Here is an 18,291-nt window from a genome sequence, read left to right as displayed (position 1 = left end):
TCTCGCGGATCCGCCCCGCACGTGGAGGATGGGGTAATCCGAGTGCTGTTGTGTGGGCGCCCGGTCATGCTTGCCTACATCGGAAAGGCTGTTCCCTGAGCCGGAAACGCCGACATTGCCATATGCGGGACGTTCTGCCGACGTTGGCCGCCGAGGTTGATGTCTGGATGATGGGTGTGGCACATGAAACCGAACAGGGGATGTTTGGCCTGGGCCCAGCGATCCTCTGCGGTATTGACATCGAATAACATCACGCGGTGCGGCAGGTTGCCGGCGTGGGCCAGGGGAATGTAGCCCATGCCCGGAAATACGTCCTCGAACATCAGCCGGTCATACATCCGATCGACGGGCGCACGGCCCGCGACGACCATCCATTCGATGCCGGTTTGCTGGCAGTACTGAAAAAAGGCCTTGAAGAGCACGGTGGTGACAAGGCGCCCGCCCTTGCCGTCGGTCACGCCCAAGCGGGTGGCCTCTGCCAGCGGTCGTCTCTTGAGCCAGGCCGGCAACTGGACCGACTGTTCCAGACAGAGTGGTTTGAACTGGTTGGTCTGGATACGCATGGTGCCCAGCGGTGAGCCGTCCAGTTTCGATTCCGCCAGCAACACCACCACGCCATTTTCGGCATCAGCGGTCTCGGCTGATTTGAGCGTCTCAGCGAAGTCCGGCAGATGGCGGGCATACGCCGAGTGGCGGATCTGCACCGCCTTGCTCAGGTCGTCTTGGTCCCGCACCAACCTGACGGTGAACGGCAGCAGCTCCTCGGTCATGGCGGGTACGTTCGGTGCGCCGACGCGTGACAAAAGCGTCTTGATGCGATCAGGCTGGGAGACGGTAGACGTGGTTTGGTGAATCATGGTGATAATTCCTATGAGGAAGGTTGGTTGGATGCGTCGGATGGCCCGATTTGGCTCACGCGACGTATTTCAGTCTACGAGGTAACGGTGCCCTCCAGAAAGTGGTTTCCACGTCGGGACACAGCAGGTGTAGGGCGAACCCCACAGGCCAACTGTCAACTCCGCCTATGGCAAACTCGCGCCCTTCATTCAGTTTTAGTCAGCGCAAGGCTGGCGCCTCTTTTAGTCATGCAGAAAATCATCGCGCAAATCGCGCAGGAACTCCGGGTTCAAAACAAACAGGTGCAGGCCGCAGTCGATTTGCTCGACGGTGGTGCCAGCGTGCCTTTCATCGCCCGCTACCGCAAGGAAGCCACCGACGGGCTCGACGACATCCAGTTGCGCGAGCTGGAGGCGCGCCTGGGCTATCTGCGTGAGCTGCGTGACCGCCTCCAGACCGTCATCAAGGCCATCGATGAGCAGGGCAAACTCACGCCTGAGCTGCTGGCGGCGCTGGTCGCGGCTGCCAGCAAGCAAGAACTTGAAGACCTGTACCTGCCATTCAAACTCAAGCGCCGCACCAAAGGCCAGTTGGCGCGCGAGGCTGGGCTGGAGCCGCTGGCCGACGCCCTGTTTGCCAACCCTGAGCTGGTCCCGGCGGACGAAGCCCAGGCCTACGTGATTGCCATGCGACCGGTGGTGGAGGGCGAGGACAAGCAGCCTGATTTCTCCACCGTGCCAGCGGTGCTGGACGGCGTGCGCGATATTTTGAGCGAACGCTGGGCCGAGAACCCGGCCGTGGTGCAGGACTTGCGCGAATGGCTGTGGCAAGAGGGGCTGTTGAAATCCAAGCTGATGGACGGCAAGGACGAAAACCACCCCGATGTAGCCAAGTTCCGCGATTATTTTGACTATGACGAGCCGATTGGCCGCGTGCCTTCGCACCGCGCTTTGGCGGTGTTTCGTGGTCGTGGTCTGGAGATACTCGATGCCAAACTCGTGGTGTTTGAGCCAAATCAGGCGCCAGCCACCGTCGCACCTGAACATGCAGCTATTAAAACAAGAGTGGCCCCGGCCGTGTCGCTGGCCGAGGGTCGCATCGCTTTGAGGCTCGGTTGGAACCACCAGGGCCGCGCAGCCGATGATTTGATCCGCAAATGTGTGGCCTGGACCTGGCGCGTCAAACTGAGCCTGTCCACCGAGCGGGATTTGTTCACCCGCCTGCGCGAAGACGCCGAGCGCGTGGCGATCAAGGTGTTTGCCGACAACCTGCGCGACCTGCTGCTGGCCGCGCCGGCCGGGCCGCGGGTGGTGCTGGGCCTGGACCCCGGCATCCGCACCGGCGTCAAGGTGGCGGTGGTGGACGCCACCGGCAAACTGGTCGATACCGCAACCGTCTATCCGCACGAACCGCGCAAGGATTGGGACGGCTCGCTGCACATCCTGGCCAGGCTGTGCGAGAAGCATGGCGTCAGCCTGATCGCCATTGGCAACGGCACCGCCAGCCGCGAAACCGACAAGCTGGCTGCCGATCTGATCAAGCTCATGGCCAAATCATCCGAGCGCCTGATGGACAAAGTGGTGGTCAGTGAGGCGGGAGCCTCGGTCTATTCGGCGAGCGAATTTGCCTCGCAAGAGATGCCCGACGTGGATGTGAGCCTGCGCGGCGCGGCCAGCATCGCCCGGCGCCTGCAAGACCCGCTGGCCGAGCTGGTCAAGATCGACCCCAAATCCATCGGCGTGGGCCAGTACCAGCACGACGTGAACCAGGGCGAGCTGGCCAAAACGCTGGACGCGGTGGTGGAAGACTGCGTGAACTCGGTCGGCGTGGACCTGAACATGGCCAGTGTGCCGCTGCTCAGCCGCGTCTCGGGTTTGAGCGGCAGTGTGGCCAAGGCGGTGGTGCGCTGGCGCGAGGCCAATGGTGCCTTTGCCAACCGTCAGCAATTGTTGAAGGTAGCAGGCCTGGGGGCCAAAACCTTTGAGCAAAGCGCGGGCTTTTTGCGTATTCGCGGGGGCGACAACCCGCTGGACATGACCGGCGTGCACCCTGAGACCTATGCCGTGGTGGAGCGGATCATTGCCAAGACCGGCCAGCCGGTGGCCGACTTGATGGGCCGCGCCGACATGCTCAAGACCCTCAAGCCCGAGCTGTTTGCTAACGAGACATTTGGCGTGATCACAGTCAAGGACATTCTGGGCGAGCTGGAAAAACCGGGCCGCGATCCGCGACCGGACTTCAAGGTGGCACGCTTCAACGATGGCGTGGAAGACATCAAAGACCTGAAAGAAGGCATGGTGCTGGAGGGCACGGTGAGCAACGTGGCCGCCTTCGGTGCCTTTGTTGATCTCGGAGTGCATCAGGACGGGCTGGTGCATGTGAGCCAGTTGAGTCACAAGTTTGTGACCGATGCGCGCGAGATTGTCAAAACCGGCGATATCGTCAAGGTGCAGGTGGTCGAGGTTGACGTGGCACGCAAACGCATTGCCCTGACCATGAAGCTGGGCGCCGCCCCCAGCCGGCAGAGCAGCGCCGGCGACAACCGGTTTCAGGGCGTGGCCAACCACCAGCGCGCAGGGCGTGGCGCTCAAGGCGCGGCGGCGTCGGCAAACCCGCCCGCAACCTCCATGTCGTCGGCTTTTGCCAAACTCAAGGGCCTGGGTCGTTCCTGATCAGTTGAGGACAGCGCTTGCCCACCGCGTGTGGCGGCGGTCTGTTACGTCAGGTTTCAGGACATAATGATTTTGTCAGCCTCATCCATCCCTCGAATTTGTCAACGGAGTTGTGTAGCCGTGGATCTCAATACCCTGCTGGCCTCACAGTTTGTCCTGCCCAGTATTCCGAAGGTGGTGGCGCTTTTGCTCAGCGAGCTCGGGCGCAGTGAGCCCGATCTCAAGACCATCACCCAACTCATCAGCACCGACCCGGCCCTGACGACGCGCTTGTTGCAGACCGCCAATGCGGGCTTTTTCAAGCTCTCGGGCAAGATCAACAGCGTGTCGGAGGCGCTGGCCATCCTGGGCCTGGCGCATGTGCGGGCCATGGCCGCCCAGGCGGCATCCGCAGCTTCGCTGAAGGCGGTGCCGGGCATCAACCTGCAGCAGTTTTGGGCTTACAGCCTGAACGTGGCCAAGCTGTCGCGCTCACTGGCCGGGGTGGTGCGGCAAAACCCGCAGGCGGCTTTTACCTGCGGCTTGATCCATGCAGTGGGCGAACTGGCCATGCACATCGGCATGCCCGACGAGGTAGCGGCGCTGGACCGCGAAGTGGACCCGCTTGATTTGCGGCGTGCCAGGCTGGAGCACCGGTCTTTTGGTTTTTGTTACGCCGAGGTGGGTGCCGGTTTTGCCAGCAAGTGGCAGTTTCCGCAGCCGATTGTGGATGCGCTGGCGCACCAGTACGCGCCGTTCCAGGACGAGGTCTATGAACCGCTGGCAGGGGTTATTCACCTGGCTACCTGGCGTGTGCGCGCCCGCGAGGGCGGGCTATCGGCCAATGCCCTGGCGGTGACGTTTCCGGGCGCGGTGGGAGAGGTGCTGGGCCTGGACATTGACATCGTGCTGCAGCAGGACCCGATTGACTGGTCAGCCCAGATGCCGGGGCGATCCTTGATTTAAATACTGATCCAACGCAACCCTTCATCAAACCTGAAACGCTATAGTTTCTATTGCAGACGTCATTTTCCACGAAAGCCATCATGAAACTAAGCCTCAAGTTACCTCTGGCGTTTGCCTGGGCGCAGCTCTTTCTGTTCTGTGCGGCGCTGTTCGGCATCTACAGCTTGAACCAATCGCTTGGGACGTTTGAAAATGCGGTGGCCGCCACAGCCAACACCAATCACGAGGCCCAGGTCGCTGATATGGCGCTGGTTTTCAAGACCCAGGTACTGGAGTGGAAGAACGTCCTGCTGCGCGGTTCAAACGCTGAAAAGATGAGCACACATTGGGCCGGTTTTGTTCAGCATGAGCGCGATGTGGCAGAGCGGGCCAAGAAGCTGATGGCCGCATTACCCGAGGGCGAAAGCCGGGCGCTGGTGGCTAAGTTCGCGCAGGCGCACACCCAAATGGGGGAGAACTATCGCAAGGGTCTGGAATTTTTCAAGGCCGCCAATATGGATCCGGCCGGTGGCGACAACTCGGCGCAGGACATGGACCGGGAGCCCTTGAAGCTGCTTGAGCAGGCGGTTGCCCGGATCAAGGCCGACAATGCCGCCGTCTTGGCCCAGGCAGCGGCATCGGGCCGCCGGGCAACCCTCATCAGCGTGGTTCTCATGCTGCTGGTGTGCGCCGGTGGCATCGTGTTCGGTATTTTGTTGAGCCGAAGCATCATCAAGCAGCTCGGGGGCGAGCCGCAGGATGCCGTGAACCTGGCACAGCGCGTGGCCCAGGGTGATCTGAGCGAGGAAAACATGCTCAAGGCAGGCGACACCAGCAGCCTGATGGCCCATCTGGATCTGATGCAGGCCAGCCTGGCCCGGGTCGTTGCCAATGTTCACCGCGGCTCCGAGGGCCTGCAGGTCGCCAGCGCCGAAATTGCGCAGGGTAACCAGGATCTGAGTGCCCGCACGGAGAGTCAGGCCAGCGCGCTGGAACAAACCGCGTCTTCGATGGAGCAACTCAGCGCCGCCGTCAAACAAAATGCCGACAGCGCGCGCCAGGCCAACCAACTGGCTTTGAGTGCCAGCGCGGTGGCCGTCAAGGGCGGCGAAGTGGTGGCGCAGGTGGTGGACACCATGAAGGGCATCAATGATGCCTCACGCAAAATCTCAGACATCATCAGTGTGATTGATGGCATTGCGTTCCAGACCAATATCCTGGCTTTGAACGCGGCGGTGGAAGCCGCCCGGGCCGGTGAACAGGGGCGTGGCTTTGCGGTGGTGGCCAGCGAGGTGCGCAGCCTGGCCGGGCGTTCTGCCGAAGCAGCGAAAGAAATCAAGTCATTGATCAACGCCAGTGTGGAGCGGGTGGAGCAGGGCAGCACGCTGGTGGACCAGGCCGGCGTCACCATGGCCGAGGTGGTGAGCAGCATTCACCGTGTGACCGACATCATGGGCGAGATCAGCTCCGCCAGCAGCGAGCAGGCGCTGGGCGTGTCGCAAGTGGGTGAGGCGGTGACTCAGATGGACCAGTCCACGCAGCAAAATGCCGCGTTGGTGGAGCAAATGGCGGCTGCAGCCAACAGCCTCAAGTCGCAGGCGCAAGATCTGGTGCAAACGGTGGCCGTGTTCAAGCTCGTCAGCGTTGACTCGCCCCGGCGGGCACCACCACCGGCAGCGCTGCGCTCGAATCAGCCTGCCCCGGGTGTCCGCCAGCCCGTCGCGCGCCGCGCCCTGGCGGCGCCGTCGTCAGGTGCTGCGTTGAAGAATTCCGCCAAAGCGCCGGCGAAAACGCTCGCTAAAGACGCCCCAGCGGGTGAAGCGGATTGGGAAGCTTTCTGACCGGCAAAATAGAAGGTGACCTGGACCCTGGTTTGAGTGGAGCATTGTTTTAACCACAACGCCAAACGTGAACAGCATCCTGATCAGCCCGAACATCAGACACCCTTACGGCCTTCTCCTGTTTGTGTTTCTGGTTGCTGCCGGTCTGGCGGGCAACTATTTCAGTTTTCCGGTTTTTCTCAATATTGATTTCCTGTTCGGCAGCATCTTTGCGATGCTGGCCCTCCAATACTTCGGGCTCGGTTGGGGCACACTGGCTGCCGCGCTGATCGGCAGCTACACCTACGTTCTGTGGAACCACCCTTACGCCATCATCATCCTCGGCGCTGAGGCGCTGTGGGTTGGTGTTCTGATGACGCGGCGCCGGGTCGGCATGGTGCTGGCCGATACCTTGTTTTGGCTGCTGGTTGGCATGCCACTGGTGTTCTTTTTTTACCGCCTGGTGATGCATGTGCCGCTCAGTAGCGTTACCTTCCTCATGACCAAGCAGGCCAGCAACGGCATGGCCAATGCCCTGCTGGCCCGGCTGATTTTTACCGGGTTGGTGCTCGGGTTTCGATCGTCGCAGACCTCATTTCGCGAGATCATCTACAACCTGCTGACCGCTTTTGTCGTGTTTCCGGGCTTGATCATGCTTGCGATTGGCAGCCGCGCTGATTTTGCTGAAACCGACCACCGGATTCGGGCCTCATTGCTGCAAGACAGCGCCCGCCTGGATCACTATGTGAACACATGGGTGATCAACAGGAAATCTGCCGTTCTCAAGCTGGCCGAGACGGCGGCCGTAAAGACGCCGCAGCAGATGCAAGCTCATCTGGAGCAGGCGCAGAAGTTGGATTCCAATTTTTTGCGCCTTGGGCTGATGGACGCTCAGGCGACAACTACTGCCTACTATCCATTGCTTGATGAGTTAGGGCACAGCACCATTGGAAAGAACTTCGCGGATGGACCGTTCATTCCAGACCTCAAGCGAACCCTTCAACCGATGGTCTCGGAGGCCATCATGGACAGGATCGGCATCGCCAGGCCCATGGTGGCGGCGCGAGCGCCCGTGCTCCTGGATGGGAAATACGGCGGCTATGTGACCGGCATACTGAGTCTGACGCAGATACGCGAGCAACTTGACAGCAGCACGGTGGGTCATGCGGTGCTCTACACCTTGCTGGACAAAAAAAACCAGGTCATCATGAGCAATCGCAGCGACCAAACGGTCATGACACCTTTTAAACGCGGCAGAGGCCAGCTCAGTCAACTCGATGCCGGCATCAGTCAGTGGGTGCCTTCAGTGGCTGCCAATACCTCAATCTCCGATCGTTGGCAAGAATCGGTTTATGTTGCTCAAACTGCCGTCGGTGATCTGGCCGAGTGGACATTGATCCTGGAGCAGCCGGTCGCGCCTTTCCAGAAAACGCTCTACAAGAATTACAGCGACAAACTGACCCTGTTGTTTGTGATTTTGCTGGCGGCGTTGATACTGGCCGAAGTCCTGAGCCGCCAAATCATGGGCACGCTCGATGTTCTGGGTGCATTGACCCGCAACTTGCCGTTCAGGGTTGCAGCCAGCGACAACGACATTGTGTGGCCTGAAACAGCGATCAAGGAGACCAATGATCTGATTGGCAATTTCCGGGAGATGTCCAAACTGCTGAAGGCACAGTTTGATGAGATTCAGGAGGTCAACGAAACGCTGGAGCAGCGAGTGGCAGATCAGACCGCAGAGTTGAAGGCGAGTGAATTGCACTTGCAGACCATCATCGAGAACGAACCCGATTGCATCAAAATTATTGATGCCCAGGGGCGCTTGCTGCACATGAATCCGGCCGGACTGGCGATGATCGAGGCCGACGCGCTGGCGCAGGTGGCAGGGCGCCCGGTGCTTGATCTCATCGCCCCCGAATACCGCGCTGCTTATTGGGATTTGCATCAGCGTGTGCTGGCGGGTGCAAGGATGCAAATGCAGTTCGAGGTGATCGGTCTCAAGGGTGGCCGGCGCTGGCTGGAGACCCATGCAGTGCCCATGCTCGACCATGCCGAGACGATGCAGCTGGCCGTCACCCACGACATTACCGAGCGTAAACAGATGGAAGAGCAGGTGCGTCAACTCGCCTTCTATGACCCGCTGACCCTGCTGCCCAACCGTCGCCTGCTCACCGATCGCTTGGGCCAGGCCATGGCAGCCAGCAAGCGCAGTGCCTGCTATTGCGCGCTGATGATTCTGGACCTGGACAATTTCAAACCACTCAATGACACGCATGGGCACCTGTTGGGCGATTTGTTGTTGATTGAGGTGGCCAGGCGCCTGACCCATTGTGTGCGCGAGATCGACACCGTCGGGCGTTTCGGTGGCGACGAGTTTGTGGTGATGCTCAGTGAGTTGAGTACCGATCAGGCGCTATCGACCGCGCAGGCGCAAGCCGTTGCCGAGAAAATCCGCAGCAGCCTGTCTGAACCCTACCTGATCACGGTGCATCACGAGAGCCGCAGCGACACCTTGTTGACGCATTACTGCACGGCCAGCATCGGTGTGGTGATCTTCATGGACAACGAAACCCCGCAGGACGACATCCTCAAGTGGGCCGATGCGGCCATGTACCGGGCCAAGAAAGTTGGGCGCAATACAGTCAGGTTTTATGACTCAAAAGCCTGATGCGAGACCCCGATCCCCAGGCTGACAGGCCAGTTTGCTTCGCCTGGATCGGTTTGATTATCGCCATGCCACGGGTAAGAATGCTATATTAATAATAGCTACTTGTTGAGTATAGACGGGGGCTAGAGGTCAGTTTTTGTCGATAACTCGGGTAAACCCGTGTGACGGCGTGCGCATTGCAAGTCATAGTGGAGCACTACGCGCTCCGCTGACGCGAGAACAAAAAAACAGGATGCCCCATGCCCGATTCAAAACTGATCCTCGACTACGTCTACGACCACGCCGACGCGCACCCCGACCAGGTTTTCCTGAGTCAGCCCGTTGGCGGCGGGAAGGTGACGGACTACACCTGGGCGCAAACCGTCGATCAGGCGCGGCGCATGGCGGCGCATCTGCAAAGTCGCGGCCTGGAACGCGGCGCACGCGTCGCCATCCTGTCCAAGAATTGCGCGCACTTCTTCATGGCCGAATTGGCGATCTGGATGGCCGGCTACACCACGGTGGCGATCTTCCCGACCGAAGTCGCCGAGACCGTGCACTTCGTGCTGGAGCACAGCGGTGCCAGCCTGCTGTTCGTGGGCAAGCTCGACACCTGGGAGGCGCAGAAGCCGGGCGTGCCAGCCAGTCTGCCACGCATTGCCTTTCCGCTGGCGCCGCAGACCGACTACGACACCTGGGATGCCATCGTGGCGCGAACTGGTCCGCTCGGTGGCCGCCCGCAACGCGGCGCCAACGAGTTGGCGATGTTGATCTATACCTCGGGTTCGACCGGGCAGCCCAAGGGCGCGATGGTGAGCTTTGGCGCCATCACCCGCGCGGGGGAAGGTTTTTCCAACTACACCCGTGAGCGCCTCGGCCGGGAAACCGAAATCCGACTCCTGTCTTACCTGCCACTGGCGCACAGCTTCGAGCGCTCGTGCGTCGAAGCGTCGACGCTGGTCGGCGGTGACGCGCACGTCTTTTTCGCCGAGGCGCTCGACACCTTCCTGACGGACCTGCAGCGTGCACGGCCGACGGTCTTCATCTCGGTGCCGCGGCTGTGGCTCAAGTTCCAGCAGGGCGTCTTCGCGAAGATGGCGCCGGAAAAGCTCGATCGATTGCTCGGCATCCCGATCCTCGGGCGCATCGTCGCGAAGAAGGTGCTCAAGGGTCTGGGGCTGGATCAGGTCCGCAATGCGGCCAGCGGGTCGGCGCCGATCCCGCCCGACCTCATCGCCTGGTACCGGCGCCTCGGCCTGAAACTGTACGAGGGCTACGGCATGACCGAGGACAATTCGTTCTCGCACGGCTCGAACGAGAAGTTCAACGAGCCCGGTTATGTCGGGGTGGCGATGCCCGGCGTGCAGGTACGCATCAGCGACGAAGGCGAGATCCTGATCAAGTCGCCCGGGCAGTTCAGCGGCTATTACAAGCAGCCGGAGCTGACGGCGGCGTCGTTCACAGAGGACGGTTTTTTCCGTACCGGCGACCTCGGCGAGTTGAGGGCCGACGGGCTGCTCAAGATCACCGGCCGCGCCAAGGAGCTGTTCAAGACGGCCAAGGGCAAGTACGTGGCACCGGCGCCGATCGAGAACCTGCTTAATGCGCATCCGATGGTCGAGCTGTCGCTGGTGTCGGGCGTCGGTCAGCCTTCTGCCTATGCGATGGTGGTGCTGGCCGAAAGCCTGCGCCCGCAAATGGGTGACCCGAATGTTCGAGCGAGAGTGCAGGACGAGCTGGGCCAGTTGCTTCAGGACGTGAACCAGCAGGTGCCTGAATATGAACACCTGCGCATGATCGTCGTGGCACGCGAGCCCTGGTCGATCGAAAACGGCTGCCTCACGCCGACCATGAAAATCAAACGCGGTCGCATCGAAGCGGCGGTGGCGGCCCAGGTAGAGGTCTGGTACACCGGCCGCGGCCCGGTTCATTGGGCTTAGGCGGGAAACACGACAACATGCCAAGCACATCCATCCGCCACGGCGGTGACCGCGTCGCCGAAGCCCTGCAGGCACACGGCGTGCGCTGTGTCTTCACGCTCTGCGGCGGTCATATTTCTCCCATCCTGAGTGCCTCCAAAGCGCGTGGCATCCGCATCCTTGATGTGCGCGACGAAGCCACCGCGGTGTTTGCCGCCGACGCCACGGCAAGGCTGTCAGGCCTGCCAGGTGTCGCGGCCGTCACGGCGGGGCCAGGCATCAGCAACACCATCACGGCCCTGAAAAATGCGCAGTTGGCGCAGTCACCGGTGATTCTCATCGGTGGCGCTGCGCCCACCGCACTGCAGGGGCGCGGCGCCCTGCAGGACATCGACCAGCGCCCGCTGGTGGCGCCGCATGTCAAGCGCTTCATCAAGATTCAACGCGTGTCTGAACTCGGCCCCGCCGTTGATGAAGCTTTTGCCGTGGCGCAGGCCGGGGTGCCGGGGCCGGTGTTCATCGAGTGCCCGGTTGACCTGCTGTACGACGAGGTCTCGATTCGCCAGTGGTATGCCGACGCGGCGGGCAAAGGCACTTCCGTCGCCGACCGGTTGTTGCGCTTTTATCTGAATCGCCACGTTAAAAAGATGTTCGATGGCAGCGCGGCGGTGAGCGCGCCGCAGGTGCGCCCCGTGCTGCCGCCGCGCGCGCCTGATGGCCGCCTGCAGGCGGCGCTGGCAGCGCTGGCCAAGGCCGAGCGGCCGCTGCTGGTGATCGGCAGTCAGGCGCTGGTGCTCTCAAAACAAGCTGAGCATCTGGCCGAGGCAGTGGCCAGGCTCGGTATCCCGGTCTATTTGTCCGGCATGGCGCGCGGCTTGCTGGGGCGCGACCACCCGCTGCAGATGCGCCACCAGCGTCGCCAGGCTCTGCGCGAAGCCGATTGCGTGCTGCTGGCGGGCGTGCCCTGCGACTTCCGGCTCGATTACGGCAAACATGTGCGGCGCAGCGCCACGCTGATCGCCGCCAACCGCAGCGCCAAGGATGCGCGCCTGAACCGCAAGCCCGACATTGCCGCCATTGGCGACGCCGGCCTGTTCCTGCAGGCGCTGGCGCAGGCGCAACCGGCCAGCACCGCAGCCGGGTCACGCCTGGCCGCGTGGGTCGCGCAACTGCGCGGACGTGATGCCGCACGCGAGCTGGAGATCGACCAGCAGGCTCAGGCCAGCGGTGAGTTCGTCAACCCGATTGCGCTGTTTCGCACGCTGGAGAACGAGCTGGGCGATAACGCCCTGCTGGTGGCCGACGGCGGCGACTTCGTGGCCACGGCCTCCTATGTGCTGCACCCGCGTACGCCGCTCAGTTGGCTCGACCCCGGCGCTTTCGGCACCCTGGGCGTTGGGGCCGGCTTTGCACTCGGTGCCGCGCTGGCGCGTCCGGGCGGCGAAGTCTGGATCATCCTGGGTGACGGCGCCTGTGGTTATGGTCTGGTGGAGTTCGACACCTTTGTGCGTCACGGTATCCCGGTGATCGCGCTGGTTGGCAACGACGCCGGCTGGACCCAGATTGCCCGCGAGCAGGTCAAGATGCTGCATGACGACGTGGCCACCGTGCTGGCCCGCACCGACTACCACGCGGTGGCGGCCGGCTTTGGCGCCGAAGGCATCGTGGTGAAAACCATGATGGAGCTGCCCGCCGCCCTGGCCCGTGCCCGCGCGCTGGCGCACAGCGGCAAGCCGGTGCTGGTCAACGTCTGGCTCGACAAGACGGAGTTCCGGGAAGGGTCGCTGTCGATGTAGCTGGCGGGCGAGCGAGTGCCCCGAACACAGTGGGCAGGGCGATGGCTGCCGGTTTTGGCACAAAGGATTGCCTTTAAACTGCGGCTCATCACAAGGGACCTTGACCATGACTATCGGGGACATCGTGGCCAAGCCACGGCAAAGCATTGCGGCGGCTTTGCTGCTGGCGTCAACCTTCATTTCCGGCCTGGTTGCGGCGCAGGTTATGCCTGTTCGACCGGTTCCTCTGCACGTTCCGACACGCCTGGTTGTGCCCGATGCGCGCTTGCCTGTACGCCTGGAAAGCGTGCTGGTTCAGGCGGAAGTTCTGGGGGCCGCAGCGCATACGCGCATCGAGATGGTGTTCTACAACCCCAACCTGCGTCCGTTGGAAGGCGAGTTGCAGTTTCCCTTGCTCGATGGCCAGACGGTGACCGGCATTGCGCTGGACATCGACGGCGAATTGCGTTCAGCGGTGCCTGTAGAAAAGGTCAAGGGCCAGCAGGTGTTTGAGGATGTGGCGCGCGCAGAAGTTGACCCTGCGCTGCTGGAGAAGACCCAGGGTAACAATTACAAACTGCGCGTCTACCCCTTGCCGGCCAAAGGCACACGGCGGGTGGTGTTGGAGCTTGATGAAATGTTGTCACGCAACAGCAGCGGGGGCAGCACACAGTCTGCCTATTACACCGGCTACCGTTTGCCGCTGCAATTTGCAGAAACCGTTGAGCAACTTGATGTCACCGTGCATAACGCCGCTTCGCCTGGCCGGCACTCTGCCATGGCGGTTCGCGCCCTGCTGGGTGCTGAGCGCATCAAGGTCAGCTATGAATTTGACAAAGAACCACACACCGGTTCCAGGGTGAGCTTTTCACGCAGGAAGTTCACCGGCAAGGGGCTGCTGACGGTTGATTTTCCGCGCGTGCAAACGTCCTTGATGGCGACCGAGACGCGTGACGGTCAAACCTATTTTTATGCCGAAGTGCCAGCGCTGCTGACCAATTCCGCCCCCAGAGTGAATCCCAAAACCGTGGCTTTGGTGTGGGATGCCTCGGGTTCGGGCTTGGCGCGGGACCATGGCCGTGAGCTGGCCCTGCTCGATGCCTATTTCAAAGCCTTGAAAGACGTCAAGATAGAGCTGCTGGTGGTGCGCGACCAGGCCGAGGCGCCACAATTCTTCGCAGTAAAAAATGGCGACTGGCGCCTCTTGCGCGCCGAATTGGAGCAAATGGTTTACGACGGAGCCAGCAGCGCGATCGCGCTGTCTCCAGGCCATACCGCCGATCTGACCCTGATGTTTTCGGACGGCTTGAGCAATTACGGTGCGGGCCAGTTTGAGGCGGGCGATGCGCCGCTGTACGCTGTCAACGCGGCCGTCATGGCCGATGTGCCTCGCCTTCGCGCCATGGCCGAAAAAAGCGGCGGGCGTTTGCTCGATTTGCTGGCGACCACACCCGCCCAGGCCGTCACTGAGTTGACGCATCGGTACCCGCGTCTGCTGGGACTGCACAGCAACGGTGCCAAAGACTTGGTGAGCGCGTCGATTTATCCTGAAGCCAACCTGATCAAGATTGCCGGCATCCTGACCGAGCCGAAAGCCAGCGTTGAGTTGGATTGGCTCAACACCCAGGACCAGCACCAGCTACAACAAGTGACGGTTCAAAATGGGGCCAAAGCCGGGTCCTCTCTGGCGGCCAGTCGCTGGGTCAGCTTGAAGATCGCGCAACTGGAGGCCGACTACGCCACCAATCGGAGCGCTATTCGCCAACTGGGCCAGCGTTTTGGCCGGGTGACGCGTGAGACGTCGCTGATTGTGTTGGATCGTGTCGAGGACTACGTTCGCTACGAGATTGCGCCGCCCGCGTCGCTGCGGGTCGAATACGAAGCGCGGCAGGCTCAAAAAATACGCCAACTCAGCGATGAGCGCCACGACCATCTTGAGGACATCGCGAAGCGGTTCGCGCAAAAGGTAGCCTGGTGGGAACGAGGCTTCCCTAAAAGTGACATGCCGCAGCCAGCCGTCCACCAAGATACATCGGCCGGCGAGCGCACGGGCATGTCCGCATCGGCGCCAGTTCCGGTGGCCACGGCGATGGCCATGGCGCCACCGCCCGTACCGGTGGCGATGCTGCCGGCAGCGGCAGGTTCGGCCTCTGCGTCAATCAGTGCTGCGGCGACGGCGCCCGCCAGAATCGAGTTGAAGAAATGGCAGTCGGACGCCCCTTACGCCCAACGTTTACGCGACGTTGCCGCTGAGCAGATGTATCGGGTTTATCTGGATGAACGTCCGGCCTATGCCAACAGCACGGCATTTTTCCTCGATGTGGCAGATGTTTTCATGGAACGTGGTCAAGTGTCATTGGGCCTGCGTATCTTGTCCAACCTGGCAGAAATGAATCTTGAAAACCGGCAAATTTTGCGCATCCTGGCCTATCGCCTGTTGCAGGCCAAGCAATCCAAACTGGCGCTGCCGATTCTGCAGCAAGTGGTGGTTCTGAATCCCAATGAGCCGCAATCCTGGCGCGATCTGGGTTTGGCCTACGCGCAAGATGGTCAGTATCAGCGGGCCGTGGACAACTTATGGGAGGTCGTGGCACGTCCCTGGCACAACCGCTTCCCCGATATTGAATTGATCGCGCTGGGTGAATTGAACGCCATCGTGGCCCAAGCCGCGCCAGCAAGTGCGGTCGATACCAGCCGTTTTGATGAACGGCTGATGCGCAACTTGCCGCTGGCGGTGCGCGCGGTGTTGAGCTGGGATGCCGATAACACCGACATTGACCTTTGGGTGACCGATCCGAACAACGAAAAAGTCTATTACGGCCACCGGCTTGGGTATCAGGGTGGCAGCATGTCGCGCGATTTCACCCGTGGCTACGGCCCGGAGGAGTATTCCTTGCGCCAGGCCAAGCCCGGCAAGTACAAGGTGCAGGCACACTTTTACGGTAACCGTCAGCAAATTATTGCAGGCGCCACGACCCTGATGCTGCGCCTGAGCACGGGCTTTGGCAGCGCGCAGCAAAAAGATGACAACATCATCCTGCGCTTGAGTGGGCAAGGCGCGGTGGTTGATGTTGGCACGTTTGAGGTCGGCAACGTGGCCCCATGACCCGGCTTGGCCTGAAGAAGAGTCATCAAAAATTGAAGATTGGAAATGGCGACACGGTCGGTGATGGTCCTGTTTTTCAGGAAGTGGTGATGCAAACCGCTCCGCATCACACCGCTGGCACAACCGGACTGATTTTTCCAGCGCTGCTTGGTTTTGTGCTTGGCACTGCCGGGCAGTTGCAGCAAGCAACACTTTGGCCCTGGCAGGTCTATGGGTGTTTTATGCTTCTAGCCCTCGTGCTGTTTGCTCTAGCAGCTACTAAATATGTAGCAAATAATTCTCGGACGATATTGGCCGCGCTGCTTGCTCTGGCCTTTGCCTTGGTGGCTTTTTCCGTGGTGGGGCTGCGCGCCTCGGCTTATGCAGAGCAGGCGCTGGACGCCGGTCTGGAAGGGCGCGACGTCGCAGTGAGCGGCGTCATTGCCGCCATGCCGCAGCGCAGCGAGACGGGTTTGCGTTTTCGCCTGGACGTGGAGTCGGCGCAACAACAGGGGCAGACCGTTCGCCTGCCGTCGCGCCTCTATCTGGCCTGGTATGCCGACCGTTTTGCCGGCGGTGATGCAGATCTGGGGGATGAACTGCAGCGCCAGCCCGCCGCCCTGCAGGCAGGCGAGCGCTGGCAATTCACCGTGCGCCTGAAGGCACCGCATGGCGCCAGCAACCCCTTTGGCTATGACTTCGAGCTCTGGCTGTGGGAGCAGGGCTTGCAGGCCACCGGCTATGTGCGCGCCGGGCCCAAAGACCCGGCGCCGCAGCGGCTGATTCAGACGTATCGGCATCCGGTGGAACTGGCTCGCCAACTGGTGCGCGAGCAGATAGTTGGGCAGGTAGAGGATCGCAAATATGCCGGACTGATCGCCGCCCTGGTGGTGGGCGACCAAAACGCCATCGACCGCGCGGACTGGGATGTTTTTCGGGCCACCGGCGTGGCGCACCTGATGAGTATTTCAGGCTTGCACGTGACCATGTTTGCCTGGCTCGCCACGCTGGTGGTGGGCTGGTTGTGGCGGCGCTCCAGTCGGCTGTGCCTGTGGCTGCCGGCGCCCAGCGCTGCCCTGGTCGGCGGCGTGTTGCTGGCGGCGGCCTATGCCCTGTTCAGCGGCTGGGGCGTGCCCTCGCAGCGCACCGTGCTGATGCTCGCGACCGTGGGTTTGCTGCGCCTGAGCGGCAAGCGTTGGCCCTGGCCGCATGTCTGGCTGCTGACCTGCGCGGTGGTGGTGGCCGTGGACCCGTGGGCGCTGTTGCAGGCCGGGTTCTGGCTCAGCTTTGTTGCCGTGGGCATCCTATTTGCTTCTGATTCAGGAGCTGATTACGAAGAAAGGACGGGGGCTAGAGGCCGATTAGTCTCCATGTTTCGGGAGCAGGCGGTGATCACACTGGCGCTGACGCCCTTGACGCTGCTGCTGTTTGGGCAGGTCTCGGTGGTGGGGCTGGCGGCCAATGCGCTGGCTATTCCCTGGGTCACGCTGGTGGTGACGCCGCTGGCGATGGCGGGTGTGGCGGTGGCGCCGCTGTGGGATGTGGCGGCGTGGGCCATTGCCGCCTTGACCTGGTATCTGCAAATGTTGGCGGCCTTGTCCTTTGCAACGATCACCGTGGCGCAAGCGCCGCTGTGGGCAGGCGTGGCCGGTGTCATCGGCGGCGCCGTGCTGGTCATGCAGTTGCCCTGGAGTCTGCGACTGCTGGGCCTGCCCTTGATGCTGCCGGTGTTACTGTGGCAGGCGCCGCGCCCCCCAGAAGGCCAGTTTGAGCTGCTGGCCGCCGACATCGGGCAGGGCAATGCCGTGCTGGTGCGCACCGCCCACCATGCCTTGCTGTATGACGCCGGGCCGCGCTTCAGCCGTGAGAGTGATGCGGGTCACCGCGTGCTGGTGCCTCTCTTACGCGCACTCGATGTGCGACTCGATACCTTGCTGCTGAGTCACCGCGACAGCGACCACACCGGTGGCGCGCTGGCGCTGTTGGCGATGCAGCCGCAGGCGACGGTGCTCAGTTCGATTGAGGACACGCACGAGTTGCAGGCGGTGCACCCGGTTACGCGTTGCGCGGCCGGGCAGCGCTGGCGTTGGGACGGTGTTGATTTTGAAGTGTTGCACCCGCAAGCCGCTGACTACGGCGCGGTGCGCAAGAGTAACGCCATGAGCTGCGTGCTGCGCCTGTCCAATGGCGTCCAGTCGGCGCTGCTGGTGGGTGATATTGAGCAGGCGCAGGAAGCCCGGCTTGTGAGCGAGGGGGGCAATCTGAGGTCCGATGTGTTGCTGGTACCGCATCACGGCAGTAGATTCTCCAGCAGCGCGGCGTTTCTGGACGCTGTGCAGCCGCGGACTGCGCTGGTGCAAGCCGGTTACCGCAACCGCTTTGGCCACCCGGCGGAGTCTGTTTTGGTGCGCTACCAGGAGCGTCACATTCAGGTGATCGATTCGCCCCATTGTGGTGCTGCGACCTGGCAATCGGCCCTGCCGCAAGAGCTGCGATGCCAGCGATCAGATGGCTTGCGCTATTGGCAGCATCGTCTACTGTAAGCACGAAATTTTGCAATCTGTTGGGAATACCCGACACCACGCTGATTTCGGCGGTGATAACTTTGCGCC

At 61.8% G+C, this 18,291-nt stretch carries 9 protein-coding genes; 8 read left to right on the top strand and 1 reads right to left on the bottom strand.

The genetic code is table 11. The features are described 5' to 3' along the window. Positions 1-74 precede the first annotated feature (74 nt). Entirely contained in the window at positions 75-857 is a 783-nt protein-coding gene (locus RFER_RS12550) for a hypothetical protein (protein WP_011464769.1), read from the bottom strand. Positions 858-1,085: 228 nt separating this feature from the next. On the opposite strand from RFER_RS12550, the gene RFER_RS12545 reads away from it, so the two are divergent. From RFER_RS12545 to RFER_RS12510, 8 genes are all read left to right on the top strand, one after another. After that, entirely contained in the window at positions 1,086-3,509 is a 2,424-nt protein-coding gene (locus RFER_RS12545; protein ID WP_011464768.1) for a Tex family protein, read from the top strand. A 120-nt stretch (positions 3,510-3,629) separates the two neighbouring features. Then, positions 3,630-4,454: an HDOD domain-containing protein gene (locus RFER_RS12540; RefSeq protein ID WP_041790673.1), complete on the top strand. Its 825-nt coding sequence runs from the start codon at positions 3,630-3,632 to the stop codon at positions 4,452-4,454. 80 nt (positions 4,455-4,534) lie between these two features. Continuing rightward, positions 4,535-6,274 (top strand): methyl-accepting chemotaxis protein, encoded by a 1,740-nt coding sequence (locus RFER_RS12535; protein ID WP_011464766.1) that lies wholly within the window; start codon positions 4,535-4,537, stop codon positions 6,272-6,274. Between the two features lie 67 nt (positions 6,275-6,341). Beyond that, positions 6,342-8,921: a diguanylate cyclase domain-containing protein gene (locus RFER_RS12530; protein ID WP_011464765.1), complete on the top strand. Its 2,580-nt coding sequence runs from the start codon at positions 6,342-6,344 to the stop codon at positions 8,919-8,921. 239 nt (positions 8,922-9,160) lie between these two features. Beyond that, positions 9,161-10,840, top strand: a complete 1,680-nt coding sequence (locus RFER_RS12525) for an AMP-binding protein (RefSeq protein WP_011464764.1) — start codon at positions 9,161-9,163, stop codon at positions 10,838-10,840. Positions 10,841-10,857: 17 nt separating this feature from the next. Beyond that, positions 10,858-12,615 carry a thiamine pyrophosphate-binding protein gene (locus RFER_RS12520; protein WP_011464763.1) on the top strand — a complete coding sequence of 586 codons (1,758 nt, stop codon included), beginning with the start codon at positions 10,858-10,860 and terminating at the stop codon, positions 12,613-12,615. Between the two features lie 106 nt (positions 12,616-12,721). After that, complete coding sequence (locus tag RFER_RS12515) at positions 12,722-15,700, top strand: VIT domain-containing protein (RefSeq protein ID WP_011464762.1); 2,979 nt, start codon at positions 12,722-12,724, stop codon at positions 15,698-15,700. An 89-nt stretch (positions 15,701-15,789) separates the two neighbouring features. Continuing rightward, positions 15,790-18,222 (top strand): DNA internalization-related competence protein ComEC/Rec2, encoded by a 2,433-nt coding sequence (locus RFER_RS12510; RefSeq protein WP_049765746.1) that lies wholly within the window; start codon positions 15,790-15,792, stop codon positions 18,220-18,222. Positions 18,223-18,291: the final 69 nt, after the last annotated feature.

This window comes from Rhodoferax ferrireducens T118, from assembly GCF_000013605.1.
Taxonomy (GTDB): Bacteria; Pseudomonadota; Gammaproteobacteria; order Burkholderiales; family Burkholderiaceae_C; genus Rhodoferax; species Rhodoferax ferrireducens.
The sequence above is the reverse complement of the archived record's forward strand: the minus strand, read 5'-3'. Positions and strand labels throughout refer to the sequence as shown.